Source organism: Enterobacter sp. R4-368, from assembly GCF_000410515.1.
Lineage (GTDB): Bacteria > Pseudomonadota > Gammaproteobacteria > Enterobacterales > Enterobacteriaceae > Kosakonia.
In genome coordinates, this window is sequence record NC_021500.1 from 1,763,920 (window position 1) to 1,787,307 (window position 23,388).

The window sequence follows — 23,388 nt, forward strand, 5'->3', positions numbered from 1 at the left end:
GAAACAAAGATTTAAGCAGGAACATAATACAATCACCTGCACAATTATATTAAAGCTGTTAAAAGATTTACCTTTTAGTATTTTTAATTAATATCGAAATAAAGTGGTTGCTCGCATATTTAATTTTTAAATAACAGCGAAAGACAGCGCATCGCCTGTTTTTTGCGGGAGCAACTTTATGAACGAACAAAACTTTGACGAACAAATGCAATCTATCCAGGATCTGAACCTGTCCTATTTATTACTGGCACAGCGTCTGATCCGTGAAGATAAAATTGCAGCCGGTTTCCGCCTCGGTTTAAACGAAACCACGATGGAAACCTTACGCAGCTTGTCACTGCCGCAACTGATTAAACTGTCCTCTTCAGGCCAGCTGATTAGCCGGTTGCGTATTGATGATGATGTGATGATCAACTGCCTGACCAAAGACTCGCGTATTGATGCGCTTCAGCGTTTGCATACCGGCATTATTTTGTCGAGCAATCTGCTTAACACGCTCAATCATGATGACAGCGAGGCGGCGTAATGGAAGACTCAATGTTGCACGAAAAAAGCATTATGTCGGAAATTAAAGATACGCATATTGCCATGCAGTTGATTAATTTCGGCGCCAGAATGCAGGTGCTGGAGAGTGAAACCAGCCTTAGCCGCAGGAAACTGTTAAAGCTCTATAAAGAGCTGAAAGGGGATTCTCCGGCGAAAGGGATGCTGCCTTTTTCCGCCGACTGGTATATGGCGTGGGAGCAGAATATTCACTCATCCATTTTTTATAATATTTATCTTTACCTGCAGAAGGTCGAACCTGGCCGCTCTGTTGAAGTGATGCTGAAAGCCTACCGTCTCTATATGGAACACGGTTTGGCTGAAGAAAATGAAGAACCGGTGCTGGGGTTAACCCGCGCATGGACGCTGTTGCGCTTTATCGACGGCGGCATGCTCAAGCAGACACAGTGCGATTGTTGTGGCGGCAGTTTTATCACCACGCCGGAGCACATGTTCAACGGTTTTACCTGCAGCCTTTGCGTGCCACCGTCACGCGCGCTGAAGCGTAGCCCGCTGCTCAACTTCGCGGCTGGCGCCCCCACCACATTGCAGTAATGGCATGATTTTGCCCCGACAGCGGGCAAAATCATCTTCACACCGCCAATAGCAGCCTCGCCTGCTCAGCATAACGTTGAGCAGGCGAGGCTGTTGTCTTTCTGTTATTTACGCCCGTTATGACAAGCGACCGGAAAAAACACCACGATAATAATTCGGGCTAATGTTAAGCCGCATCAGAATATCGCGCCGGTGTACGTAGGCGGTTTTCAGGCTGATCCCAAGCTCAGCAGAAACATCCTGCGCGCTGGCACCGGAGGCCAGCAGACAAAGCACCTCGCGCTGGCGCTGTGTTAACAGCGGTAGCGCAGAATATTGCGGCGATGCCGCCCCTTTGCGTGACAGCAAACGGCTGATTGACTCATAAATGTGGCGGATAGGCGTATTCAGACACAGCGTCGGAACATCCGGCATCAGGGCGGGCAAAACAGGATCCAGAGCGTCGCTCAGCACCAGGCATGGCAAATCCGGCTTCGCGTCGCGCAAATACTGCATGGTGTTCATCAACGACATCAGATTGGTGGCCTGCGTGGCCACCGCAACCACAAAACGCACTTTATTGCTGTTTGCTGCATACGCCTCTTGTGGGCTTGCGATATGGCTGATGCGCAAGCTCGGGCGATAGAACTTAATCAGCGTGGTTAATCCCTGCGCCGAAAATATATCTTCGCTGTAAATCAGAACGTTAGCGATACTAACTACATTTTTTTCACTCATAGTCCTTTACCTACTCAGCGTCACATCCCGTGACGAATCACGATGATTAAAAACGTCCCTTCTGGCGTTATTTGAATCCCGTCAGGATCACAAACAGATGGTCAAAAATGCCCGCCATCATGTTTTCAAAGAAGGGTGCAAGCGTGTACATCACCAGCGACATGGCTACCATGCCGACAGTTAAAGAAAGCGGAAAACCGACCACAAAAATAGAAAGCTGCGGCGTCAGGCGGTTAAGCAACCCCATTGTCAGGTTGAGGCACAGCAATAAGGTGATAACCGGCAGGCCAAGCATTAAGCCGTAGCGAAAGATCAGGCTGCCTGCTTTGACCATCGCCATAAACCCTTCATGACCGAGCGGCGCGGCGCTAATCGGGAAAGCCTGAAAGCTATTCGCCACCACTTCGAGCATATAAAGATGGCCATTGAAGGTCAGAAACAGCAGCGTGACAAAAAGGTTCAGCAGCCGCGAAACGACCGGCATACTCGGGCCGCCGCTGGGGTCATAAACCATGGCGAAGGAGAGGCCCATCTGCATACCGATAATCTCACCGGCGTGGCGCACCGCCACGAAAATCAGCTGAACCGCAAGCCCGATGGCAATGCCGATAATCAGCTGCTGGCAGCAGGCCCAGAAACCGTCGAGCGAGGCGATCGCGATGTTGCTCTGTGGCAGTTGCGGAGCGACAAGAAAAGCAGTGATCAACGCCAGCGCGACTTTCAACCGCGCGCTTAGCTGTTTTTCACTGAAGATCGGTGCCGCGCCGAACAGGGCGAGCATACGCAGGCACGGCCAGAAATACTGGTTCACCTGGTCATAAAGCGTAACCAGCGAGAGCGTAAGCATCGTTAACGAATGATATAGGGCAGGCTACTGTACAGACCACGCATGTAGTCAACCAGCGTTGACAACATCCACGGCCCGCAGGCGATCAGTACCACCACGATGGTGAGGATCTTCGGAATGAATGAGAGGGTCATTTCATTGATCTGCGTCGATGCCTGCAAAATACTGACAATCAAACCCGCGGCCAGCGCGGCTAACAATAACGGTGTGGCAATAAACAGCCCGACTTTCGTCGCCTGGAAGCCAAGCGACATGACACTTTCAGGGGTCATCTTCTTCTCTCTAACTAAAAAAGCTCTGCGCCAGGGAGCCGATAACCAGCTGCCAGCCATCCACCAGTACAAACAGCATCAGCTTAAAAGGCAGGGAAATCGTTGCCGGAGGCACCATCATCATCCCCAGCGCCATCAGCACACTTGCCACTACCAGGTCGATAATCAAAAAAGGAATAAACATCGTAAAGCCGATCTGGAAACCGGTTTTCAGTTCGCTGGTCACAAACGCAGGAACCAGAATGCTCATCGGCACATCGTCGGCGGTATTAAACTGCTCCGCTTTGGCGATGCGGGAAAAGAGCGCCAGATCCCCTTCGCGGGTCTGTTTAAGCATGAAGGCGCGCAAGGGTTGCGACCCTTTTTGCAACGCGACTTCCATAGAAATCTTGTCCTGCGAGAGCGGCACCCACGCTTCGTCGTAAACCCGGTTCAATACCGGCGACATCACGAAAAACGTGAGAAACAGCGCCAGTCCCAGCAGCACCTGGTTAGGCGGTGTACTGGCGGTGCCAAGGGCGTTTCGCAGCAGCCCGAGCACAATCACAATGCGGGTAAAACCCGTCATCATCAGCAATATCGCGGGCAAAAACGTCAGCGATGTCATCAAAACCAGCGTTTGTACCGGCAGTGACCAGCTCTCGCCATTCGCCGAATGGCTAAGCATGATGTCGGTACTGGCCGCCCAGCTCAGACCGGCGGGGAAGAAAATCCCGGCAAGCGTGATCCCAAAGCCAAACAGTCCCGGCAGCAGGCGCGTGTTGCGTTTCATTTTTTGCCCTCACCTTTATGCCGGGTAATGCAATTCACTAACGCCGCCTGAAAACTGGCAGCAAACGGCGCGACCTGAACCGGCTCAGCGTCTGCTTTTTTCTCCATCGTCATCAGGTTAGTAATGTTTTCCTGCGTAACGCCCAGCAGCAGCCACTTGTCATCCACTTCGACAACCACCAGACGCTGTCTCGCGCCGAGGGACTGGGTGTGTTTTACCGACAGAATGTTATTTCCCTTTACCATTCGTGAAGCGACGCCAGTGCGACGGCAGATCCAGGCCACCGCCACAATCAGCAACAGCACCAGCGCCAGCGCGCCGACGACATTGCCAATAGAGACCGGAGCCACGGCAGGCCCGCCAGCAACGGGCTGAACAGTATTAAGCGTTGGGGTATTCATTATCTGCTCAGGCGGTGCATACGCTCTGAAGGCGTAATAATATCGGTAATACGAATGCCGAATTTATCCGAAACGACCACCACTTCACCCTGGGCGATTAAGTAACCGTTAATTAAAATATCCAGCGGCTCACCGGCTAACCCGTCCAGGGAAACAATGGCACCTGGGCTAAGTCTTAATAACTCTTTGATCGTCATTTTTGTGCGCCCCAGTTCGACGGTCATTTTGACCGGAATATCGAGCACCAAATTTAAATCTTCAGAAAAATTAACCATCACATCGTCTTTCGCCGCAGCATGCAACTCGGCGTTATTGTCGTTCAATTGTTCGCTCATCGCGTCGCCCCAAAGGTCGTTAAGCGAGGATTTATTTGACCCCGATTCAAGTTCCATATCACTCATTCGTTGGTCACTCCTTCTTTAAGGCTAATAATGTAGAATTCATCAAATTTTCCACCTGAATGGCATACTGATTATTGGCGCAGCCATATTTACCCGACATCACTGGCACATCGTTAACAAACCCGCCAATCTCTTCAGGTTTTTCCAATGGAATAATATCGTCAGGTTTCAGGCTCATAATTCTGGACAAGCGGGTAGAAATCTCAGCGAATTTCACCACCAGTTCCAGTTCCGTATCCCGCATTTGCGAAGCGAGCGCGCTGCGCCACTGGTTATTTTCGTGCTGCGAGTTTTCCAGCGGCGGGTTAGTCAACAACTCGCGAACCGGTTCGATAATGCTGAACGGAATACAAATTTGTAATTCACCGCTATGCGAACCAATATCCACCTGAAACGGTGTGGTCACCACAATATCATTCGGTGACGACGTGATATTGGTAAACTTCACCTGCAATTCAGAACGGACAAATTCTGTTTTGATCTTATAAATAGATGTCCAGGCATAATCATATGCTTCGCGCGCCATCGACAACATCCGCTGGATAATGCGCTGTTCTGTAGGCGTAAATTCGCGTCCATCGGCTTTTGTCGGGAAACGCCCGTCACCGCCAAAAAGGTTATCCACCGCGGTAAACACCAGGTTGGGCGAAAAGACGAACAGCGCCGTGCCGCGCAGCGGATGCATGTTAATCAGATTCAGACTCGTCATCACCGGCAGGTTGCGGGCAAACTCATGGTACGGCTGAATTTTAATGTTTCCGGCGGTGACGTCCGGGCTACGACGCAAAATGTTAAACAAGCCGATACGAAACTGTCGCGCAAAACGTTCATTAATAATCTCCAGAGAATATAAACGTTCGCGAATAACCCGACGCTGGGTATTAGGATCATAAGGTTTAATATTATCTTCTGCTGACGACGGCGCCGTTTCCGCACTAATTTTCTCTTCGCCGCCGGAGCCGCCATTCAAAAGATTATCGATCTCGTCCTGTGATAAAATGCTGTCCGACATAATAGTTACCGTAAAATGAATGCATTAAACAGGACGTTTGTCACCATCGGTTGAGGCTGGCCAGCAAGCGATGCGTTAACCGCGTCTTTTGTTTTTAATGCCAACGTTTCTTTCGCCTTATCGTCGACTAATTCAGCCGCTGTTTGTTGGGAAAAAAGCACTAACAAATTACTGCGAACTTCAGGAAGATGTTTTTCCAGCATCGCTTTCGCTGCGGTATCTTTAACTTTTAACGTCAGGCCAATATACAGAATGCGATCGTTTTCCTGAGCATCTGGTTTCAGACTGACAGTAAAGGTATCCAGATCCAAATAAACCGGCTCTGCCTGCTCAACTTCTTCGGCAGGTTTTTTACCATCGCTCCCATTAGCAACTTGCGTTTTAAGTTTGTTAATTTCCATATAGGCATAAGCGCCACCAGCGCACATACCAACAAGAATTAACAAAATGAGTAACGCCAACAGCGGGCTTTTTTTCCCACTCTGGGCGGCTTGTTTCTTCTTCGGCATTTGATGAATAACTCTGTAATTAAAAATAAATCAGGAATCATACTTAAGGCAGATAACCTGCTGGATGCGATTATTTTAATACAGCACCCATGCAGGACAATTCCTTGATAAACTGAAATTACTGTCAGCACCTTGCCATTTAGCGTATTCGTATTAAGCGAACGTATTGATTCCACGGGAATAGTGCATGACCCGGGAGAGGACAGGACGTTCTTCTTCTCGCGAAATTGCCGCTTCACCTTGTTCTGGATCAGACTTTCCTTGCCCGGAAGCATTGCCCGATGTCATCTCCCCTGCCGAGGAGGAGGTTTCTGCCCCCACGCTGCTCTGTCCGAGCGAAATGCCGGACTCTTCCAGCATGGTGCGCAGGTTCGGTATCGCCGATTCCAGCGCTGAACGCACCTGATGGCTCTCAGAAACGAAATGAACCTGGGCCTGATCGTTATTCACGCGCAGGCTGATTTGCAACGCGCCTAAGTCCTCAGGATGCAGGCGCAGTTCCGCATGGTGAACGCCATTACGGGTGAACACCGCAATTTGCTGCCCCAGCGATTGCTGCCACGCAGGCGTGCCAACCTCCGCCTGTAAGGTGCCGGTCGCCATCGCCGGAGAGGCTAATGCTGCCGTTGTTGACGGTGCGCTAACGGGTGCCGCGTGAGAAATCACGCTCAGTTGCGGTAGCGGTTCACCCGCTTTCACCGCATGCAACGCCGTGGCGAAACTTTCGCTGGCCGGTGCGGCCTGGGTTTGCCCATTGCCGCTAAGCTGCGCGGTGTCCGTTGCCGGCAAAGGGGAGTCGCTGCCTTCAACGGTTTTCTGCGCAAGCGGTGTCGCCATGTGAAGCGCTGTGGTTATCCCCTGCCCTTTGCCGGTCGCGGGTGAGCGCTCCGGGGCGGCGGTCACTGGCGTCTGCACGTTCTCAGCGGGAGCGGCGGCGAAAGTCGCCTGCGCTAACGGGTCAGCGGCTTGAGCATCGGTCGCCACGTTGGCTGCTGTAAGCGTGTTTGCCGGGGTTGCGGTTGCAGCAAGTGCAGGTTCAGTCGCGTTCTGCGGTAACGTCGCCAGATCCGCCAGTGCCGGTTGCGCGGTCTGTTCGCCCTGGGCAAGCAGCGCATCAGCGGTGGTCACCTCCGCTGGCAACGCGATTGTCTGCGCTACTTGCGCCAGCGGATCGATAGCCAGCGTCGCAGGCTGCGCCGGACGGGCGTCGCCTGACGGCTCCTCTTTTTTATCCGCAGGTTTTTTAGTGCCTTCCTGCGCAGGCGCAGTTTTGTCGGTTTTTGCGGGTTGTTCTGCCGCCAGCTTTTTTTTCAGCGCGGAAGAAAACTCGCCCTCTTCCTGCGCGGATGAGGTGGATGCCGTCTGGCGTCCGCTATCGCTGGCGGGAGTAGGGGTAGAAGGTCTGATAATCATCTTATATGTTCCTTTGGCTGGCGCGACGGGCAAACTCATCCATCAGCTTTTGTTCCAGCCGGTTCTCTTTTAACAATCGCTGGGCTTCAGCACGGTTTTTCAGCGCTTCAAAAGCATTCAGCCGCTGCTTATCTTTTTTCCAGGCGTCCTGCACGTTATCCACGGCAAACTGGCTGGCGGAAACCCGCCTGACCTGTTGCTCAACCACCCCATCCAGAGAGGTTAAAAATCGCTGCTGTGTCTGTAGCGCCATAATTGAAACGCGGCTTTGCGTCAGCGTTGTTTGCATTTGCTGGCGGTATTCTTGCGAGTACGTGCGCAACTGCTCCAGCCGGGAAGTCTCCTGGACATGCGCCTGACGAGCGCTACCGAGCCGTACCGTCGTGTCATTGAGCTTCTTTTCCGCCAGCTCACGCAGTACATCCATTGGGTTATGGCTGGCCATTACGCACTATCCGCATTAGTTCGCCCCGGCATCCGGAAACAGCGCGGAAAGCTCCGCGCAGGAGGTCGGATAATCACAGGATTCATGAATTCCCTGGTGGAGATAACGCTCCATGCTGGGGTACAGGCTAATCGCCTGATCCAGCAACGGATCGCTGCCCGCCGCATACGCGCCTACGCTCACCAGATCGCGGTTACGCTGGTAAGAGGAGAGCATCTGTTTAAAACGCTGCACTTTTTTGTAATGCGCCGGTTCGATAAGCTCGGTCATCGCACGGCTTATCGAGGCTTCGATATCAATCGCCGGGTAGTGTCCCGATTCCGCCAGCCTGCGCGAGAGCACAATATGACCGTCGAGGATCGCACGCGCCGAGTCGGCAATCGGATCCTGCTGATCATCCCCTTCCGTCAACACGGTATAAAACGCGGTGATCGAACCGCCGCCTTTGGTGCCGTTACCGGCACGTTCCACCAGCGCAGGCAGCTTGGCGAAAACCGAAGGCGGGTAGCCTTTGGTCGCGGGCGGTTCACCGATGGCGAGCGCAATTTCACGTTGCGCCATCGCGTAACGGGTTAAGGAGTCCATAATCAGCAGCACATCGAGGCCGCGATCGCGAAAATCTTCGGCGATACGCGTGCAGTAGACCGCGCCCTGCATACGCAGAATCGGCGATACATCCGCCGGTGCGGCGATAACGACTGAACGTTTAAGCCCCTCTTTACCGAGAATGTTCTCGATAAAATCCTTCACCTCACGGCCACGCTCGCCAATCAACCCGACGACGATGACATCCGCTTTGGTGAAACGCGCCATCATGCCCAGCAGTACGCTTTTACCGACGCCGGAACCGGCGAACAGCCCCATACGCTGGCCGCGGCCAACGGTCAGTAAGCCATTGATCGCGCGAACACCCACGTCGAGCACGTTTTTGATGGGATCGCGCTGCAGCGGGTTAAACGGCGCGGTAAACAGCGGCCCGCGATCGGTCGACCCCGGCGGCGGCAGGCCATCGAGCGGACGCGCGCTGGCATCCAGCACGCGCCCCAGCAATTCCGGTCCCAGCGGCAGCAGTTTGCCTTTAACGTTGTTACCAAAGGCATACACTCTGGCGCCAGGCAGTACGCCTTCGACGTTTTCCAGCGGCATCAAATAGAGGGTTTCGGCATTGAACCCCACCACTTCGCTCTCTACGCGCTGAATGCCCGTTTCGGTCTCGCGTTCGACAATGCACAGCGTGCCGATCGGCAATTTCAGACCGACAGCTTCCATCACCAGACCGGTCGCACGCGTCAGCCGACCATAGCGGCGAAACGGCGGCAGTTCCGCCATTTTGTGCTCGCGCAGGTCAATGCCATCAAGCCACTTTTTTAGCCGGGTGGTCATAGCGCGAAGCCCTCACGACTCAGATTACACAGCTCGTTCCAGCGGGTTTCCGTGGTCGCGTCCAGCTCGCCGCCATCGGTGGTTAACCGACAACCGCCCGGCAGCATTTGCGCATCGGTACGCAATTCCCAGCCACGGGCTTCCAGCACCGAGCCCAGCATTTCCTGCACAGCGGCAGACTCTTCGGCGCTGACCCACAGCTGCACATTGCCTTGCTGCAACGTATCTTCATGCAGCAGTTGCTGAATGCGCGTCATCAGCCAGGCGTTGGTCGAGGTTGACACCACGCTTTCGCCCAACAAACTGCGCGCCGCCATCAGGGCGACCTGCACCAGACGCGCAGGCATCACGCTGTCGAGGCTATCGAGCGTTATCCTGACGTTATCAAACAGTTGGGCGAACTCATCGGTCTGCTTCTGCTGTTGCTGACGGTATTCCGCCGCGCCCTGCGCTGCGCCCTCTTCCCGGCCTTGCGCAAAACCCTCTTCGTAGCCCTGTTTTTTTCCTGCTTCCAGCCCTTGCGCCTGCCCCTGGGCAAAGCCTTTTTGTTCGGCCTGTTTGCGCAGACGCGACAACTCTACCTGCATCGCCGCTTCCGTCGCCGGATCGCCTGCCGGTACAGCCTCGCGCAACTCGCTCTCCTGACCGAATGACTCCTGAAGGAGATTTTCTGGCTGCCAGGACTTCCACTGGTGCTTAGACGTAGACATCGTCGCCTCCACCCAACACGATTTCGCCAGTTTCTGCCAGACGACGGACAATCAACAGGATCGCTTTTTGCTCGTTTTCGACTTGCGACATACGAACCGGGCCACGGGAATTCAGATCGTCACGCATAATATCGGCCTGACGTTTGGACATATTGCGGAAGAACTTATCGCGCAACGCGTCGTCCACGCCTTTGAGTGCCACCAGCAGCGATTCGTTATCCACTTCCTGCAAAATACGCTGGATGCTGCGGTCTTCCATTTCGACAAGGTTTTCGAACAGGAACATCTCGTCGATGATCTTCTGCGCCAGCTCCTGGTCGTATTCGCGCACCGCTTCGATAGCCGCGTCTTCCTGGTGGGATTTCATCATGTTGAGGATCTCCGCCGCCGGACGTACACCGCCCATCTTGTTGCGCTTGATGTTCTGACCGTGCAGCAAGTTGTTCAGCACTTCGGTCAGTTCCTGCAACGCCACCGGCTGCACGCCGCCGAAGGTGGCGATACGCAGCATGATGTCGTTACGTTCGCGCTCATCGAATTTCGCCAGCAGATCGGCTGCCTGGCTGCGTTTCAGATGCACAAGGATGGTAGCGATAATCTGCGGATGCTCATCGCGGATGAGGTCAAAGACCATCTGCGGTTCCATAAAGTTGAGCGTCTCAATACCGTTACGCTCATCGTTGGCATCCAGCAGATCTTCCAGCAGCGAATTCGCCCGCTCTTCACCCAACGCTTTCACCAGCGCACTGCGCAGGTATTCGTTGGTATTCACATCCAGCACGGCAAACTCACCCGAATCACGGCGGAACTCTTTCATCACCGTGCCCAGCTGATCGTGGGTATAACTGCCGATGTGGACCATGGCGCTACTGATTAACGTAACTTCATGGGTATTCAAGTGTTTAAACACTTCGGCTGCACGCTCGTCACCGAGCGTCAGCATGACTATGGCGCTTTTCTGGGCGGCGTTCATGACGACTTCTGTTCCTTATTCAACCATTGACGAAGAACCAGCGCGATAACCTGCGGCTCCTGATCGGCCATTTCACGTAGCTGCTGCGCGCCTTGTTCCGCCTCAACGCGCTGCTGTGCTTTCGCCATTTCCGCGCTCTGACGCTTACGGATTTGCTCTTCCAGCTCGGCCTGGCGGGCCTCTTTTTCCATTTCCATACGCTGTAACAGCATCTCCTGGTGGCGCGTCCAGAACGGCTGTACCGCTTTACGCCACAGGATCCAGGCGATCAGCACTACAAACAGATAACGGGCGCCAGACATCATCAGTTTGATGACTTCAGGCTGTTTCCACAGCGGAACCGGCGGTTCGTCAGCCTCAGTGCTGAACGGGGTGTTCACGACATTCAGCGTATCGCCGCGTTTGTCGGAGTAGCCCATCACCTCTTTCACCAGCGCGTTGATCTGGTCGAGCTTATCTTTGCTGAGCGCGGCGGTTTTACCGTCTGCGCCAGCCACATAGTTCACCACCACCGCAACAGAGAGGCGTTCCACCGTACCGGTACTGCGCTTGATATGCGTGAGCGTTTTGTCCACTTCATAGTTGGTGGTTTCATCGCTCTGCTTGTTGTATGGCGTCGCCGGTGTGGCAGGCGTCGCGGTTGCGTTCGCATTGGCGTTGGCATTGGTCGCGCCTTGCCCATTGGTTTGCTGCGCTGCCGGTTGCTCAATCGGCGCCGAAACCGGTGCAGGCGGCTGGTTGCTTAACGCACCAGGTACGCCACCTACCGCACTCTTACCGCCCTGCTCGGCATTGCTGCTCTGGCGGCTGCGGATCGCCATATCTTCCGGGCGGCTGTTGGGCTGGTACTGCTCGGCCGTTTGTTCGTGCTGCGTGAAGTCAACTTGCGCGGTCACCTGCGTTCTGACGTTTTGCGCGCCGACAATCGGTGCCAGGATGGCCTGAATGCGATTCTGGTATTCCGCTTCAATTTTGCGCGTGTATTTCAGCTGCGTGGTCTGCGTCGCCTGCTCGCCGCTCTGCGTCATCAGGTGTCCGCTTTGATCGACAATCGTCACGCGATCGGCGCTCAGACCCGGCACGGCGCTGGAGATCATGTAAGAAATCGCACTCACCTGCCCGGCATCCAGCGTTCTGCCACTGATCAACGTCAGCGTCACCGACGCGGAAGGTTGTTTCTGATCTTGCAAAAACAGGGACGGCTTCGGCATTGCCAAATGCACACGCGCCGCGCTGACCGGACCAAGCGTTTCGATGGTGCGCGAAAGCTCGCCCTCCAGCGCACGCTGGAAGTTCACTTGTTCGTTGAACTGGCTGATGCCAAATTTTTCCTGATCAAGCAGTTCAAAGCCCACTGCGCCACCTTTCGGCAGCCCCTGCTGGGCCAGCTTGAGACGCACTTCATACACCTGCTCAGCGGGTATCTGAATAGAACCGTCGATCTCCGCAAAGCGGTACGGTATCTGCATCTGTTTCAGTTGCGTGACGATCGCCCCGCCATCCTGCTCGCTAATATTGCTATACAGAACACGGTAGTCAGGTTCTTTAGCCCAGAACAGCAGTGCAATTACGATGGAAATAGCAGCTGCGGCGGCAATGAAAAATATCATCCGGGGATTAAGCCGGATATTATCAAGCAGTGCCTTAATATCGACAATGCCTTTCTTGTTACTGCTTTGGGTCGTGGCAGTCATGCCAATATCCTGTAAAAGTGATCGCCGCAATAAAAATTAAAAAGCATTACGGCTCGCCTCATTTGGTATGAAATAAGTAAATGCAAAGTATTTCCCAGGGGAATTCCTGGTTACGTATTATCTACAAAACAGGCCATTTTCTAAGTGGTAAAAAGGTGAAATTTGTGTCAGCTATTCAGGTTATGTCGTTTTTCGAGCCACATGATAAGCTTACGGCTAATTACTACTAAGGTTGTTTTCTATGTCTATGAATGCAATAGGCGGGGTACTGGATCAGATTCAGTCCCAGGCCAGAAAAGTCTCAGACGCATCCGCGCTGAACCCCTTTACTTCGAACCGTAATGTCGAGAATAAGTCACAATTCTCTGATATTTTATTTAACAGTATTAACAATATTAGCCAAATGCAGACCACCGCTAAAACCCAGTCACAGGCTTATCTGGCCGGTGTCGAAGGTATTGGCTTAAACGATGTGATGGTTTCAATGCAAAAATCATCGCTGGCATTAAATCTTGGTATTCAGGTACGCAACAAATTAGTAAATGCATATCAAGATATTATGAATATGCCGGTATAACCGCTAAGTATTATCTTAATGCCGATTACCCCGGAAATATGGTTGCTATTTTTCACACCCGAATCATCCTGGATATTTCTTATTAAGATTTAACAGCACACACGTATTTATCGGGTGATGAGTGACTCATCATTTGCGAATACGTGTGTGCGCAATAAACCAGTGAATTACCGTCAACATTATTATTGATTGTCAGAAAAATATGCGTTCCATGACTCCGCACGCTCCACAAGCACCCATCGTGCTGACCGAGAGTGAAATAGAAAAAATCAGCAAATTGATATACCAGCGCGCCGGTATTGTCCTTACCGCGCAAAAACGCGACATGGTTTATAACCGTCTCTCCCGTCGTCTGCGGGAGCTGAATTTAAAAAGTTTTGAGGATTACACCGATCGGCTGGTGGCGAATCCAGGCAGTGACGAGTGGCAGGTATTTGTGAATGCCCTGACCACCAACCTGACCTCTTTTTTCCGCGAGGCGTATCACTTCCCGACGCTGGCCCGGCATGCCCAGTCCAGAAACGGCAGCTACAACGTCTGGTGCGCGGCGGCTTCGACCGGCGAAGAGCCGTGGTCAATCGCCATGACGCTGGAAGAGACGCTGGGGCGCAGCATTACCGGCCCGCGCGTGCTGGCCACCGATATTGATACCGATGTACTGGAGAAAGCCAGCCTCGGGGTTTACCGGTTAAGTGATATCGACAACCTGACCGAACAGCAAAAACGCACCTGGTTTTTGCGCGGGACGGGCGAGCATCAAAACAGAGTGAAAATCAAAAGCGAACTTCGCAGCACCGTACAGTTTCGCCAGCTCAATCTGATTGATGCGCAGTGGGATATTCCCGCGCCTTTCGATGCCATTTTTTGCCGTAACGTGATGATTTATTTCGATCAGAACACCCAGGAGAAGCTGCTGCAGCGCTTCGCGAAAATACTGAAACCCGGCGGGCTGCTGTTTGTTGGCCACTCGGAACATTTTCAAAATTTAACCAGCCCGTTTCGTCTGCTCGGGCAGTCTGTCTATCGCCTTGGAGATTAATGTAAATGAGAAAAATCAAGGTGTTATGCATTGATGATTCGTCACTGATCCGCAAGATCATGACGCACATCGTTAACGAGCAGCCGGATATGGAAATGGTCGCCACGGCGCTGGACCCGATTGTCGCGCGCGATCTGATTAAACAACACAACCCGGATGTGCTGACGCTGGACGTGGAAATGCCGCGTATGGACGGGCTGGAGTTTCTGGAAAGGCTGATGCGCCTGCGCCCGATGCCGGTGGTGATGTTGTCATCTCTCACCAGCAAAGGCTCCGATATTACGCTCAGCGCGCTGGAGCTTGGCGCGGTGGACTTTATCACCAAACCGCAAATGGGCTTAAAAGAAGGCATGGCGCAATACAGCGACATGATTGCCGACAAAATCCGCATGGCGGCGAAAGCGCGTATCCGGCGCAGCGAAACGAAAGTGGCACCACCCCGCGTGATGAGAGCGCCGCTGGTGGGCAGCGAAAAGATTATCGCCATTGGCTCTTCCACGGGCGGCACCGAAGCGCTGCGCCACTTGTTGCAACCGCTGCCGGCGACAAGCCCGGCCATTGTTATCGCCCAGCATATGCCGCCTGGTTTTACCCGCTCCTTTGCCAACCGGCTGGACCATCTGTGCCAGATGTCGGTGAAAGAGGCGGAACACGGCGAGCGCGTACTGCCTGGTCACGTCTACATTGCGCCCGGTGCTTTTCATATGGAGCTGACGCGCAGCGGGGCGAACTATCACGTCGCGCTGAGTGATGATTTGCCGGTTAACCGCCACCGCCCCTCGGTGGACGCGCTGTTCCACTCCGTCGCGCGAAGCGCCGGGAAAAACGCCATCGGCGTCATTTTGACAGGGATGGGCAGCGACGGTGCCGCCGGACTGCTGGCCATGCGCCAGGCAGGAGCGTGGACCATCGCGCAGAGTGAACGCACTTGCGTGGTCTTCGGCATGCCGCGCGAAGCGATTGCGCACAACGCCGCCTGTGAAACCGTCGATCTGGAACAAATTGGTCAGCACATCCTTCAGCGTTCTGCCGGTCAGGCGCGCAGGATTTAATTTTTCACCTACTTCGTTCTCTCTTATTCAGGAAAAAAAGAATGGCAGACAAAAACTTACGCTTTCTCGTTGTTGACGATTTCGCCACCATGCGCCGCATCGTTCGCAATCTGTTGAAAGACCTTGGCTTTAACCGTGTTGAAGAAGCCGAAGATGGCCTGGACGCGCTGAACAAACTGCGTGCAGACGCGTTCGATTTCGTTATCAGCGACTGGAACATGCCGAACATGGATGGCTTACAGCTGCTGACGGAAATCCGCGCCGACGCGAATTTAAACAAAATGCCCGTGCTGATGGTTACCGCTGAGGCCAAGAAAGAGAACATCATCGCGGCCGCGCAGGCGGGTGCCAGCGGTTATGTGGTGAAACCTTTCACCGCGGCAACGCTGGAAGAAAAGCTCAACAAAATCTTTGAAAAAATCGGGTGGTAACCGATGAGCGGCTTAGAAAATACGCAGCCAGAAGACGACTTTAAAAGCATCTTCTCCCGTGTCGGACAACTGACACGACTGCTGCGCGACAGCCTGGTCGACTTAGGTCTGGACCGCACCATTGTTGAAGCGGCAGAGGCGATCCCCGATACGCGTGAACGCCTGAACTACGTGGTAGCGAAAACGGCGCAGGCGGCTGAACGCGTTCTGACCTGTGTGGAAGAAGCGCGCCCGCAGCAGGAGGCAATTAGCGCACAGGCGGAAGATCTCTCCGCCCGCTGGGATGCCTGGTTCGCCGATCCGGTGGAATTGCCGGTCGCCAAAGAGCTGGTCACGGATACCCGCCAGTTCCTCGTTCAGGCGCCGATGATGTCCCGCCAGACCAACGAGCATCTGATGGAGATCATGATGGCACAGGATTTTCAGGATCTTACCGGCCAGGTGATCCGCCGCATGATGCTGCTTATCGAAATGGTCGAGAAAGAGCTGATTCAGGTGCTGCTGGCTTACGTGCCGGAATCACTCCAGCAGGAGAAAGAGGCGGAAGCGGAAGCAAAAACAGCCGCCATGCTGGTCAATGGCCCGCAAATTGACAGCAGCAAAGCGGGTGTTATGGCGTCGCAAGATCAGGTCGACGACCTGCTCGATAGTCTGGGGTTCTAACGGTGCGCGGTTCGCCGCGCCGCTGAGCAAATCATGTCAGAAGAGAGTGATGTAGAAAAAACAGAAGAACCCACACCCCAGCGAAAACAGAAAGCGCGTGAAGAGGGGCAGATCCCCCGCTCGAAAGAGCTGAGTTCGCTGCTGATGTTGCTGGCCGGGTGGGCGTTTATGCTCTCTGGCGGTTCGCAGTTTGCCCGGCAACTGCTGGAGTTATTGCGAACCGGCCTGGCACTCAACCGGCTGTCGGTAATGGATGAACAGTCGATGTTTCATCAGACCCGCTATTTGCTGGAGATGATGAGCAACGCGCTACTGCCCATTTTGCTGGGATTGTTTGTCACCGGGATCGTATCGCCGATGTTGCTGGGCGGCGTCAACCTGAGCGGTAAATCGCTGAAGCTCGATCTGAAGCGGATCTCGCCGCTTTCGGGGTTCAAACGTCTGTTTTCCGCCCAGGTGTTATCAGAAATGCTCAAAGGGTGCCTGAAGGTCGTGCTGGTCGCGTGCGCCTTCGCACTCTACATCTACAAAAATAAAGCGCATTTCATTCAGTTAGTTAACGAAGCACTGCCGATGGCCATCGCGCATGCCATGAGCATGACGCTGGATTGCCTGATGATGGTGATTTTTTTCCTGTTACCGGTGGTGGGTTATGACGTTTTTTATCAGATAACCAGCAACCTGAAAAAGCTGCGGATGAGCCGTCAGGAGATCCGCGACGAATTTAAACAGAGTGAAGGCGATCCGCACATTAAGAGCCGCATTAAACAGATGCAGCGTGCGGCGGCGCAAAACCGAATGATGAGCGATATCCCGCAAGCGGATGTCATCGTCAACAACCCGACGCACTACTCTGTCGCCCTCTCTTATAAAGAAGGCGGAATGAGCGCGCCGGTCGTGCTGGCCAAAGGCGCCGGTGATATTGCCTTAAAAATTCGCGAGCTGGGGGCGCAACACCGCATCCCGATGCTCGAAGCACCACCGCTTGCCCGTGCGCTCTATCGCCATTGTGAGATTGGCGAACAGATCCCAGGCGAGCTTTATAGCGCCGTCGCAGAAGTGTTGGCCTGGGTTTATGGCCTGCGTCGGTGGCGCAACAACGGCGGCGTTCCGCCGAAGCAGCCCAGGGATCTCGCGGTTCCTGAGTCGATGGATTTTGTACATGAGAGTTCAAACTGATGGCTAATATCGCCAGCAAATTACGCTTACCCGCGTTTAAAGAGACACAGTGGCAAATCATGGCAGGCCCGGTGCTGATCATGCTGATTCTGGCAATGATGGTACTGCCGCTGCCGGCATTTCTGCTGGATACCCTGTTCACCTTTAATATCGTGCTGTCGCTGATGATATTGATGGTGGCGATGTTTACGCAGAAAACCCTTGAGTTTTCCGCGTTCCCGACGGTGTTGCTGTTTTCGACCCTGCTGCGCCTCGCGCTGAACATTGCCTCCACGCGTATCATTCTGATGGAAGGCCACACCGGTGCCGCCGCAGCGGGCCGGGTGGTTGAAGCCTTCGGCCACTTCCTGGTCGGCGGCAACTTCGCTATCGGTATCGTGGTGTTCGCCATTCTTATCATCATCAACTTTATGGTTATCACCAAAGGTGCCGGACGTATCGCCGAAGTGGGCGCGCGTTTTGTGCTGGACGGGATGCCAGGTAAGCAGATGGCGATTGATGCCGATCTTAACGCCGGGCTGATTGGTGAAGCGGAGGCAAAACGCCGCCGTAGCGAAGTGACCCAGGAGTCTGATTTTTACGGCTCGATGGACGGTGCCAGTAAATTCGTACGTGGTGACGCCATCGCCGGGTTGCTGATCATGGCGATTAACGTCGTCGGCGGTTTGATCATCGGTGTAATGCAGCACGGCTTAAGCGTGGCGGAAGCGGGCGAAACCTACACCCTGCTGACCATCGGTGATGGTCTTGTCGCGCAGATCCCGGCGCTGATCATCTCCACCGCCGCCGGTGTGATTGTGACCCGTGTTTCCAATGATGAAGACATCGGGGAACAGATGGTCGGCCAGTTGTTCAATAACCCGCGCGTGATGCTGCTTTCCGGCGGGGTAATTGGTCTGCTGGGGCTGATCCCGGGGATGCCGAACCTGGTATTCCTGATGTTCACTGCCATCCTGCTGGGGCTTGCCTGGTGGCTGCGCGGTCGCGAAATGAAAAACCCGGGCCGTCGCAGCGCCGTGACCGAAGATAAAGACAGCGCCAGCGCGCTGGCCGCCAACGAGCAGGCCTCGGCCGAAGCCTCATGGGCAGATGTTGAAATGGAAGATGTGCTGGGTCTGGAAGTGGGCTATCGCCTGATCCCGCTGGTTGATAGTGACCAGGACGGGCAACTGCTGGTGCGCGTGCGCGGTATCCGTAAGAAATTCGCGCAGGAGATGGGCTTTTTGCCACCGGCGATCCATATTCGCGACAACCTCGATCTGGCGCCTGGTGACTACCGCATTCTGCTTAAAGGCGTGGAAATCGGCAGCGGCACCATGGAGCCGGAACGCTGGATGGCCATCAACCCGGGTTATGCCGAGGGTGAGCTGCCCGGTACGCCGTGTGTCGATCCGGCCTTTGGCCTGCCCGCCTGCTGGATTGATGAAGTATTACGTGAACAGGCGCAAATCCAGGGCTTTACCGTGGTTGACCCAAGCTCGGTTATCGCCACGCACCTGAACCACTTGATCACGCTGTATACGGATGAATTGTTCAGCCGCCAGGAGACCCAGCAGTTGCTCGACCGCATCACCAAAGAGATGCCGAAGCTGGTGGAAGATTTAATTCCTGGGGTGATTTCGGTGACGCTGTTCCACAAAGTGTTGCAGAACCTGCTCTCTGAACGCGTTTCTATCCGCGATATGCGAACCATCATCGATACGCTGGCGGAATATGCGCCGGTGCAAAACGATCCGGATGAGCTGACCTCGCAGGTGCGTATTCGCCTGGGCCGCGCGATCACCGCGCAGTGGTTCCGCAATGACGATGACATCAAAGTGATCGGTCTGGATACGTCGCTGGAAAAACTGCTGATCCAGTCCCTGCAAAGCGGTAGCGCGATTGAGCCGGGTATTGCCGAAAACCTGATGCGTCAGGCCGACCGCGCCATTACCGAACAGCAGTCGCTCGGCGTTTCGCCGGTGCTGCTGGTTAACCCGGCGCTGCGCACCATGGTGTCACGTTTCCTGCGTCGTGCGTTCCCGCAGCTGGCGGTATTGTCGACGCTGGAAATCAGCAATAACAAGACCGTGCAAATGACGGCGGTCATTGGCACCCATTAATGAAATCCCGGGTATGACTTCTTCCGGCGCTGCAGGTATCCCCTGCGGCGTCCGCACAAACGACGGCTGCAACTGGCAAAAACTAATGAAATCAGTGGTATTACTTCTTCTGGCGCTGCAGGCATCCCCTGCGGCGTCCGCCCAAACAACAGGCGCCTGGAGCGCCTCATCCGCTGGCGGCAGCGTCACTACCGGTAAGCAGTTACTGCGTGGACGCCCGCTGTTCTCCCCCGAATCCCTTTCTCCTTCGGCGCAAGCGGTGCGTATTTCATGGCGCATTACGCTGCTCTCCCCTCCCCCGCCGGGGCTGGTCATTAAACTTTGCCGCGTCGATAAATGCATTCCGCTGCCTGCCCTGAGCGGCGAGCGGCGCATTGATGTGCCACTGGCGGCGAGTGGTGAGTTCCGCTTTATCTACTCCGTTAACAGCCTCGGCCAGCTAAGACCGGCGCTCAACGTTGTACGTAATCAGTTAACCGTTAATTATCGCTAATCAGAAAAACGAAAGGCTATGCGGGCAAATGCTGTGCCGCTGGAGACGAATGGTGAGTTCCGCTTTATCTACTCCGTCAACAGCCCCGGCCAGCCAAGACCGGCACTCAACGTTGTACGTAATCAGTTAACCGTAAATTATCGCTAATCAGAAAAACGAAAGGCTATGCGGACAAATGCTGTGCCGCTGGCGACGAACGGTGAGTTCCGCTTTATCAACTCCGTCAACAGCCCCGGCCAGCTAAGACCGGCGCTCAACGTTGTACGTAATCAGTTAACCGTAAATTACCGCTAATCAGAAAAAACGAAAGGCTATGCGGACAAATGCTGTGCCGCTGACGGCGAATGGTGAGTTCCGCTTTATCTACTCCGTCAACAGCTTCGGCCAGCTAAGACCGGCGCTCAACGTTGTACGTAATCAGTTAACCGTAAATTATCGCTAATCAGAAAAAACGAAAGGCTATGCGGACAAATGCTGTGCCGCTAGCCTTTTGGGGATGATTAATGCAGTGAAGGGGCTTGATGTTGGGAATAAAGCTGACTGCAACGGGCGCCACGATGTATGGAGGATAAATTCTGTTTGAGAGTATTAAGACGCGCCTGTAAATTCCGCGTTATTTCCGCTTCATTCGCCAGCAATTCTTTTAACAGTATCTTCAATTCGTCTTTCACCATCATTGAAAGCGCATCGGTACTATGATTTAAAATATCCTGCTTCTTAATAACATAATCCGATGCGACTTCAACGAAGTCATCCCAGCGAGCCTGTTTCGTCATCTCCAGCATCGCTACGTTCATTTCAAATAATTCATGGTAATACTGCAAAATACTCTCAGCCATAACGCACTCGCTTCTGTACCGGCTCAATCTCTTTCCATGTGGCGGCCAGTTTCATTAACAGGCTGTCGACATGTTTTAACGGCTCAGGTTCGTTACGCAAATTCGCTTCTAATAATGTGCGCGACATATATTCGTACATCTGTTCGAGATCGGCGGCAATATGCTGACCTTTTTCATGATCGAGCGCGGCACGCAGTCCGTTGTCGATAATATTAATCGCTTTAGAAATCATTTTTCCGCGCTGGGCAACGTTGCCTTTTTCAAAATAGATAGAGGCTTGCAAAATAGCGCTGTGGGCGCCATCAAACAGCATGGAAATTAACTGATGCGGTGTCGCGCCCGCTAATTTGCTTTGCAGTGATACCTGCGCATAGGCATTAGTGCCCTGAGATGCATACATATGCGGCTCCTGAAAGCAGGCCGTCAGGCCTGCTGATAACAAAAAATTAAAGAGTTGCAAGCAGCGAGGACAACTGGCTGCTCATGTTGTTCATGTTCGACATCACGGTATCCAGATTCTGGAACTCGACGCGATAACGCTCAACCTGGGCGTCAATCAGCTTCTGCGTTTTGTCGATCTGGGTCTGGGCGATTTTGGACTGGGTTTCCAGACTCTCGGTCGCGGTATCAATTATACCGTCGGTCTTGGTTTTGCTATCGCCGAGGTACTCTTTCAGAATCGAACCCAGCGACGTCGCCAGCCCTTCGTTCGCGCCGCGACCGGAGAACATGTTCGCAATCTGCTCCGGGTTGTCGGCAATCGCTTCATCCAGCGTATCTTCATTCAGCGTCATCTGACCGGTCTGGGCATCAATCGAGATACCGAGATCCGCCAGTGATGCATAAGTGGCATCCGCATCGCCGTAAACACCGTTCACCGCAGAGCGAACTTCACTCACCAGACCGCGCAGGGTGGAATCGCCCATCAGCGCACCGCTCTTGGAACTCTGCGTGGCAACGTCTTCATCGCCAAGGCCGGAGGTATCCGCGGCGACATATTTACTCGCGGCAGAAGTCTTATCCAGCAAGGCGTTGTATTGCTTCACAAAATCTTGCAGGCTGGTTTTAATCGCCGAGGTATCGCTGGTCAGCGTAAGCTGCTCAGATTCACCGTTTTCCGAGACTTTTTTCAGGTTCAGCGTCACGCCATCGATGATGTCCGTGATGTTGTTGGTTGAACGCGTATAGTCAGAGCCATCGACGCGCAATTTCGCGTCTTTCGCATCGGAAACGGAGACCATGTTATCGGTCTGGCCCGGGTCGTTAACCACCTGGCCCTGATCGTCAATATGCTGGCCGCCATTCGACGTATCCAGCACACCGGCAAGCGAAGCATCGCCGGTTACTTTGACGCTCATCTGCCCGTCGGAGCCGGTTGTTTTCGAGCTCAGTACCAGCTGATAACCGTCATCGGTGCGCTGAACGGATGCGCTCACATCGCCTTTCTCTTTATTGATTGCTTTCGCAATCTGGTTCAGCGAGGTTTCATCATCAGCCAGCTCAACGTCCATCGTTTTCCCGTTGTTCTGGGTAATAGTGATGGTGCGCGTACCGCCAGAGGTTTTCGCACCGAGTGCGGTATCGGCATCGGTTTGCGGCTGGGTTTTCAGTTTATGCGCGGTGGCTAACTGCGAGATCGTTACCGAGTGGCTGTCGGCTTGCGCGCCGGTGCCCGCGACAGCGGAAAAGGCTTCGTTAGCGCTGACGGTCATTTTGCTAAACGCATCGCCGCCCATGGTGGTGACGCTTTTTTGCAGGTTCGACAGCAGGCTTGAAATCTGGCCCCAGGCCGAGATTTGCGAGTCGTACTTTTTTTTCAGGTTGGTATACGGCGTCAGGCGCGTTTGTTCGCCCGCTTTCAGCTGATCCAGCATCGACGCCGTATCAATCCCGCCAGTACCAACCCCTAATGATGATATAGCCATTTCTTCTCCTGTCGGAAATGTATATTTGCGGTAATTCTCTATTAAGCTATCGGCGCGGGAAAATAAAAGATGAATTTTTTACTTTCATTCCCCTATAAAGGAAGCTCCACTTTTCATCAGCTATTCTCAACAATTCAGGCCGTTTACAAAAGGGCAAACACCGCACATAAAGAAGCGAAAAACCATTCCTGATAATTAGCGACAAAATTGACGGCAATTTATCGCTTTGCGTGCAATAAAAACGCCTTCCTTATATAGCAGAGACGCCCTATTAAAATTCAAAGAAAAAATCCAAAAAAGTAATTAGGCAAAATACGCGCGGTTTTGCGGGCAATTTAAAACATAAACGGCAAAGGCGCATAAAATATCAACGATATAGCACCAAAACCCCATTAAAAAACAAAAAACGGCCAGCGAATAAAAAAGTTTTTCGCGCAAAAG

The 23,388-nt window shown here is 53.5% G+C and carries 30 protein-coding genes; 13 read left to right on the top strand and 17 right to left on the bottom strand.

The features are described from left to right. Nucleotides 1–178 precede the first annotated feature (178 nt). The gene (gene flhD / locus H650_RS08230) at nucleotides 179–526 is read left to right on the top strand and encodes a flagellar transcriptional regulator FlhD (RefSeq protein WP_020454820.1); all 348 of its coding nucleotides are present in this window, start codon (nucleotides 179–181) and stop codon (nucleotides 524–526) included. Nucleotides 527–540: 14 nt separating this feature from the next. Further along, a complete protein-coding gene (gene flhC, locus H650_RS08235; RefSeq protein ID WP_052332815.1) occupies nucleotides 541–1,098 on the top strand; it encodes a flagellar transcriptional regulator FlhC in 558 nt (185 codons plus the stop codon). 117 nt (nucleotides 1,099–1,215) lie between these two features. On the opposite strand, the gene H650_RS08240 is transcribed toward flhC, so the two are convergent. The 14 genes from H650_RS08240 to fliF form a co-directional block, all read right to left on the bottom strand. Then, a complete protein-coding gene (locus H650_RS08240; protein WP_020454822.1) occupies nucleotides 1,216–1,815 on the bottom strand; it encodes a response regulator transcription factor in 600 nt (199 codons plus the stop codon). Between the two features lie 67 nt (nucleotides 1,816–1,882). Further along, complete coding sequence (fliR, locus tag H650_RS08245; RefSeq protein WP_020454823.1) at nucleotides 1,883–2,662, bottom strand: flagellar biosynthetic protein FliR; 780 nt, start codon at nucleotides 2,660–2,662, stop codon at nucleotides 1,883–1,885. A gap of 2 nt (nucleotides 2,663–2,664) precedes the next feature. Then, on the bottom strand, nucleotides 2,665–2,934 hold the full coding sequence (fliQ, locus tag H650_RS08250; RefSeq protein WP_044489457.1) for a flagellar biosynthesis protein FliQ: 270 nt from the start codon (nucleotides 2,932–2,934) through the stop codon (nucleotides 2,665–2,667). A 10-nt stretch (nucleotides 2,935–2,944) separates the two neighbouring features. After that, complete coding sequence (gene fliP / locus H650_RS08255) at nucleotides 2,945–3,706, bottom strand: flagellar type III secretion system pore protein FliP (RefSeq protein ID WP_020454825.1); 762 nt, start codon at nucleotides 3,704–3,706, stop codon at nucleotides 2,945–2,947. Beyond that, nucleotides 3,703–4,107 carry a flagellar biosynthetic protein FliO gene (fliO, locus tag H650_RS08260; RefSeq protein WP_020454826.1) on the bottom strand — a complete coding sequence of 135 codons (405 nt, stop codon included), beginning with the start codon at nucleotides 4,105–4,107 and terminating at the stop codon, nucleotides 3,703–3,705. The genes fliP and fliO overlap by 4 nt, the downstream gene beginning before the upstream one ends. Beyond that, complete coding sequence (gene fliN / locus H650_RS08265) at nucleotides 4,107–4,508, bottom strand: flagellar motor switch protein FliN (protein ID WP_020454827.1); 402 nt, start codon at nucleotides 4,506–4,508, stop codon at nucleotides 4,107–4,109. Before fliN ends, fliO begins: the two co-directional genes overlap by 1 nt. A gap of 7 nt (nucleotides 4,509–4,515) precedes the next feature. Beyond that, the gene (gene fliM / locus H650_RS08270) at nucleotides 4,516–5,520 is read right to left on the bottom strand and encodes a flagellar motor switch protein FliM (RefSeq protein WP_020454828.1); all 1,005 of its coding nucleotides are present in this window, start codon (nucleotides 5,518–5,520) and stop codon (nucleotides 4,516–4,518) included. 5 nt (nucleotides 5,521–5,525) lie between these two features. Then, nucleotides 5,526–6,029 carry a flagellar basal body-associated protein FliL gene (fliL, locus tag H650_RS08275; RefSeq protein ID WP_020454829.1) on the bottom strand — a complete coding sequence of 168 codons (504 nt, stop codon included), beginning with the start codon at nucleotides 6,027–6,029 and terminating at the stop codon, nucleotides 5,526–5,528. Between the two features lie 153 nt (nucleotides 6,030–6,182). After that, complete coding sequence (locus H650_RS24245) at nucleotides 6,183–7,442, bottom strand: flagellar hook-length control protein FliK (RefSeq protein WP_020454830.1); 1,260 nt, start codon at nucleotides 7,440–7,442, stop codon at nucleotides 6,183–6,185. Between the two features lies 1 nt (nucleotide 7,443). Further along, a complete protein-coding gene (fliJ, locus tag H650_RS08285) occupies nucleotides 7,444–7,887 on the bottom strand; it encodes a flagellar export protein FliJ (RefSeq protein WP_020454831.1) in 444 nt (147 codons plus the stop codon). Nucleotides 7,888–7,902: 15 nt separating this feature from the next. Continuing rightward, the gene (gene fliI / locus H650_RS08290) at nucleotides 7,903–9,270 is read right to left on the bottom strand and encodes a flagellar protein export ATPase FliI (RefSeq protein ID WP_020454832.1); all 1,368 of its coding nucleotides are present in this window, start codon (nucleotides 9,268–9,270) and stop codon (nucleotides 7,903–7,905) included. Continuing rightward, a complete protein-coding gene (locus H650_RS08295; RefSeq protein ID WP_044489458.1) occupies nucleotides 9,267–9,980 on the bottom strand; it encodes a flagellar assembly protein FliH in 714 nt (237 codons plus the stop codon). Before H650_RS08295 ends, fliI begins: the two co-directional genes overlap by 4 nt. After that, nucleotides 9,967–10,953 carry a flagellar motor switch protein FliG gene (gene fliG / locus H650_RS08300; protein WP_020454834.1) on the bottom strand — a complete coding sequence of 329 codons (987 nt, stop codon included), beginning with the start codon at nucleotides 10,951–10,953 and terminating at the stop codon, nucleotides 9,967–9,969. Before fliG ends, H650_RS08295 begins: the two co-directional genes overlap by 14 nt. Next, the gene (gene fliF / locus H650_RS08305) at nucleotides 10,950–12,647 is read right to left on the bottom strand and encodes a flagellar basal-body MS-ring/collar protein FliF (RefSeq protein WP_020454835.1); all 1,698 of its coding nucleotides are present in this window, start codon (nucleotides 12,645–12,647) and stop codon (nucleotides 10,950–10,952) included. The genes fliG and fliF overlap by 4 nt, the downstream gene beginning before the upstream one ends. Before the next feature lie 241 nt (nucleotides 12,648–12,888). On the opposite strand from fliF, the gene fliE reads away from it, so the two are divergent. The 11 genes from fliE (at nucleotide 12,889) to H650_RS24455 (ending at nucleotide 20,625) form a co-directional block, all read left to right on the top strand. Continuing rightward, nucleotides 12,889–13,224: a flagellar hook-basal body complex protein FliE gene (gene fliE / locus H650_RS08310; RefSeq protein ID WP_020454836.1), complete on the top strand. Its 336-nt coding sequence runs from the start codon at nucleotides 12,889–12,891 to the stop codon at nucleotides 13,222–13,224. A 202-nt stretch (nucleotides 13,225–13,426) separates the two neighbouring features. After that, nucleotides 13,427–14,263 carry a CheR family methyltransferase gene (locus tag H650_RS08315; RefSeq protein WP_071925218.1) on the top strand — a complete coding sequence of 279 codons (837 nt, stop codon included), beginning with the start codon at nucleotides 13,427–13,429 and terminating at the stop codon, nucleotides 14,261–14,263. Nucleotides 14,264–14,268: 5 nt separating this feature from the next. After that, nucleotides 14,269–15,315 (top strand): protein-glutamate methylesterase/protein-glutamine glutaminase, encoded by a 1,047-nt coding sequence (locus tag H650_RS08320; RefSeq protein WP_044489461.1) that lies wholly within the window; start codon nucleotides 14,269–14,271, stop codon nucleotides 15,313–15,315. A gap of 41 nt (nucleotides 15,316–15,356) precedes the next feature. After that, nucleotides 15,357–15,746 carry a chemotaxis response regulator CheY gene (gene cheY / locus H650_RS08325; RefSeq protein WP_020454839.1) on the top strand — a complete coding sequence of 130 codons (390 nt, stop codon included), beginning with the start codon at nucleotides 15,357–15,359 and terminating at the stop codon, nucleotides 15,744–15,746. A gap of 3 nt (nucleotides 15,747–15,749) precedes the next feature. Then, nucleotides 15,750–16,409, top strand: coding sequence for a protein phosphatase CheZ (gene cheZ, locus H650_RS08330; protein ID WP_020454840.1), 660 nt, complete (start codon nucleotides 15,750–15,752; stop codon nucleotides 16,407–16,409). 33 nt (nucleotides 16,410–16,442) lie between these two features. After that, the gene (gene flhB, locus H650_RS08335; RefSeq protein WP_020454841.1) at nucleotides 16,443–17,588 is read left to right on the top strand and encodes a flagellar biosynthesis protein FlhB; all 1,146 of its coding nucleotides are present in this window, start codon (nucleotides 16,443–16,445) and stop codon (nucleotides 17,586–17,588) included. Then, a complete protein-coding gene (gene flhA, locus H650_RS08340) occupies nucleotides 17,588–19,690 on the top strand; it encodes a flagellar biosynthesis protein FlhA (RefSeq protein WP_020454842.1) in 2,103 nt (700 codons plus the stop codon). Before flhB ends, flhA begins: the two co-directional genes overlap by 1 nt. Before the next feature lie 85 nt (nucleotides 19,691–19,775). Then, nucleotides 19,776–20,183 carry a flagellar protein FlhE gene (locus tag H650_RS08345; protein WP_044489710.1) on the top strand — a complete coding sequence of 136 codons (408 nt, stop codon included), beginning with the start codon at nucleotides 19,776–19,778 and terminating at the stop codon, nucleotides 20,181–20,183. 18 nt (nucleotides 20,184–20,201) lie between these two features. Then, nucleotides 20,202–20,330 carry a flagellar protein FlhE gene (locus H650_RS25685; protein WP_238328384.1) on the top strand — a complete coding sequence of 43 codons (129 nt, stop codon included), beginning with the start codon at nucleotides 20,202–20,204 and terminating at the stop codon, nucleotides 20,328–20,330. An 18-nt stretch (nucleotides 20,331–20,348) separates the two neighbouring features. Then, nucleotides 20,349–20,477 (top strand): hypothetical protein, encoded by a 129-nt coding sequence (locus H650_RS25690; protein WP_020454844.1) that lies wholly within the window; start codon nucleotides 20,349–20,351, stop codon nucleotides 20,475–20,477. Between the two features lie 19 nt (nucleotides 20,478–20,496). Continuing rightward, on the top strand, nucleotides 20,497–20,625 hold the full coding sequence (locus tag H650_RS24455; RefSeq protein WP_020454845.1) for a flagellar protein FlhE: 129 nt from the start codon (nucleotides 20,497–20,499) through the stop codon (nucleotides 20,623–20,625). A 58-nt stretch (nucleotides 20,626–20,683) separates the two neighbouring features. On the opposite strand, the gene fliT is transcribed toward H650_RS24455, so the two are convergent. The 3 genes from fliT to fliD are packed head-to-tail and all read right to left on the bottom strand — an operon-like array spanning nucleotide 20,684 to nucleotide 22,947. Beyond that, on the bottom strand, nucleotides 20,684–21,022 hold the full coding sequence (gene fliT, locus H650_RS08350; RefSeq protein WP_020454846.1) for a flagellar protein FliT: 339 nt from the start codon (nucleotides 21,020–21,022) through the stop codon (nucleotides 20,684–20,686). Next, nucleotides 21,015–21,422, bottom strand: coding sequence for a flagellar export chaperone FliS (gene fliS, locus H650_RS08355; RefSeq protein WP_020454847.1), 408 nt, complete (start codon nucleotides 21,420–21,422; stop codon nucleotides 21,015–21,017). Before fliS ends, fliT begins: the two co-directional genes overlap by 8 nt. A gap of 46 nt (nucleotides 21,423–21,468) precedes the next feature. Continuing rightward, the gene (gene fliD, locus H650_RS08360) at nucleotides 21,469–22,947 is read right to left on the bottom strand and encodes a flagellar filament capping protein FliD (protein WP_020454848.1); all 1,479 of its coding nucleotides are present in this window, start codon (nucleotides 22,945–22,947) and stop codon (nucleotides 21,469–21,471) included. Nucleotides 22,948–23,388: the final 441 nt, after the last annotated feature.

What these genes read in the sequence shown, in the direction of transcription:
- H650_RS25685 (WP_238328384.1), top strand. Translation starts at nt 20,202, where the DNA reads ATGCGGGCAAATGCTGTGCCGCTGGAGACGAATGGTGAGTTCCGCTTT.
- fliM (WP_020454828.1), bottom strand. Translation starts at nt 5,520, where the DNA reads ATGTCGGACAGCATTTTATCACAGGACGAGATCGATAATCTTTTGAAT.
- flhA (WP_020454842.1), top strand. Translation starts at nt 17,588, where the DNA reads ATGGCTAATATCGCCAGCAAATTACGCTTACCCGCGTTTAAAGAGACA.
- fliD (WP_020454848.1), bottom strand. Translation starts at nt 22,947, where the DNA reads ATGGCTATATCATCATTAGGGGTTGGTACTGGCGGGATTGATACGGCG.
- flhD (WP_020454820.1), top strand. Translation starts at nt 179, where the DNA reads ATGAACGAACAAAACTTTGACGAACAAATGCAATCTATCCAGGATCTG.
- H650_RS25690 (WP_020454844.1), top strand. Translation starts at nt 20,349, where the DNA reads ATGCGGACAAATGCTGTGCCGCTGGCGACGAACGGTGAGTTCCGCTTT.
- fliO (WP_020454826.1), bottom strand. Translation starts at nt 4,107, where the DNA reads ATGAATACCCCAACGCTTAATACTGTTCAGCCCGTTGCTGGCGGGCCT.
- fliN (WP_020454827.1), bottom strand. Translation starts at nt 4,508, where the DNA reads ATGAGTGATATGGAACTTGAATCGGGGTCAAATAAATCCTCGCTTAAC.
- flhB (WP_020454841.1), top strand. Translation starts at nt 16,443, where the DNA reads ATGTCAGAAGAGAGTGATGTAGAAAAAACAGAAGAACCCACACCCCAG.
- H650_RS08240 (WP_020454822.1), bottom strand. Translation starts at nt 1,815, where the DNA reads ATGAGTGAAAAAAATGTAGTTAGTATCGCTAACGTTCTGATTTACAGC.
- H650_RS08345 (WP_044489710.1), top strand. Translation starts at nt 19,776, where the DNA reads ATGAAATCAGTGGTATTACTTCTTCTGGCGCTGCAGGCATCCCCTGCG.
- H650_RS24245 (WP_020454830.1), bottom strand. Translation starts at nt 7,442, where the DNA reads ATGATTATCAGACCTTCTACCCCTACTCCCGCCAGCGATAGCGGACGC.
- fliQ (WP_044489457.1), bottom strand. Translation starts at nt 2,934, where the DNA reads ATGACCCCTGAAAGTGTCATGTCGCTTGGCTTCCAGGCGACGAAAGTC.
- fliJ (WP_020454831.1), bottom strand. Translation starts at nt 7,887, where the DNA reads ATGGCCAGCCATAACCCAATGGATGTACTGCGTGAGCTGGCGGAAAAG.
- fliL (WP_020454829.1), bottom strand. Translation starts at nt 6,029, where the DNA reads ATGCCGAAGAAGAAACAAGCCGCCCAGAGTGGGAAAAAAAGCCCGCTG.
- H650_RS24455 (WP_020454845.1), top strand. Translation starts at nt 20,497, where the DNA reads ATGCGGACAAATGCTGTGCCGCTGACGGCGAATGGTGAGTTCCGCTTT.
- fliR (WP_020454823.1), bottom strand. Translation starts at nt 2,662, where the DNA reads ATGCTTACGCTCTCGCTGGTTACGCTTTATGACCAGGTGAACCAGTAT.
- cheY (WP_020454839.1), top strand. Translation starts at nt 15,357, where the DNA reads ATGGCAGACAAAAACTTACGCTTTCTCGTTGTTGACGATTTCGCCACC.
- fliS (WP_020454847.1), bottom strand. Translation starts at nt 21,422, where the DNA reads ATGTATGCATCTCAGGGCACTAATGCCTATGCGCAGGTATCACTGCAA.
- fliE (WP_020454836.1), top strand. Translation starts at nt 12,889, where the DNA reads ATGTCTATGAATGCAATAGGCGGGGTACTGGATCAGATTCAGTCCCAG.
- cheZ (WP_020454840.1), top strand. Translation starts at nt 15,750, where the DNA reads ATGAGCGGCTTAGAAAATACGCAGCCAGAAGACGACTTTAAAAGCATC.
- fliG (WP_020454834.1), bottom strand. Translation starts at nt 10,953, where the DNA reads ATGAACGCCGCCCAGAAAAGCGCCATAGTCATGCTGACGCTCGGTGAC.
- fliI (WP_020454832.1), bottom strand. Translation starts at nt 9,270, where the DNA reads ATGACCACCCGGCTAAAAAAGTGGCTTGATGGCATTGACCTGCGCGAG.
- H650_RS08315 (WP_071925218.1), top strand. Translation starts at nt 13,427, where the DNA reads ATGCGTTCCATGACTCCGCACGCTCCACAAGCACCCATCGTGCTGACC.
- fliT (WP_020454846.1), bottom strand. Translation starts at nt 21,022, where the DNA reads ATGGCTGAGAGTATTTTGCAGTATTACCATGAATTATTTGAAATGAAC.
- fliP (WP_020454825.1), bottom strand. Translation starts at nt 3,706, where the DNA reads ATGAAACGCAACACGCGCCTGCTGCCGGGACTGTTTGGCTTTGGGATC.
- H650_RS08295 (WP_044489458.1), bottom strand. Translation starts at nt 9,980, where the DNA reads ATGTCTACGTCTAAGCACCAGTGGAAGTCCTGGCAGCCAGAAAATCTC.
- fliF (WP_020454835.1), bottom strand. Translation starts at nt 12,647, where the DNA reads ATGACTGCCACGACCCAAAGCAGTAACAAGAAAGGCATTGTCGATATT.
- H650_RS08320 (WP_044489461.1), top strand. Translation starts at nt 14,269, where the DNA reads ATGAGAAAAATCAAGGTGTTATGCATTGATGATTCGTCACTGATCCGC.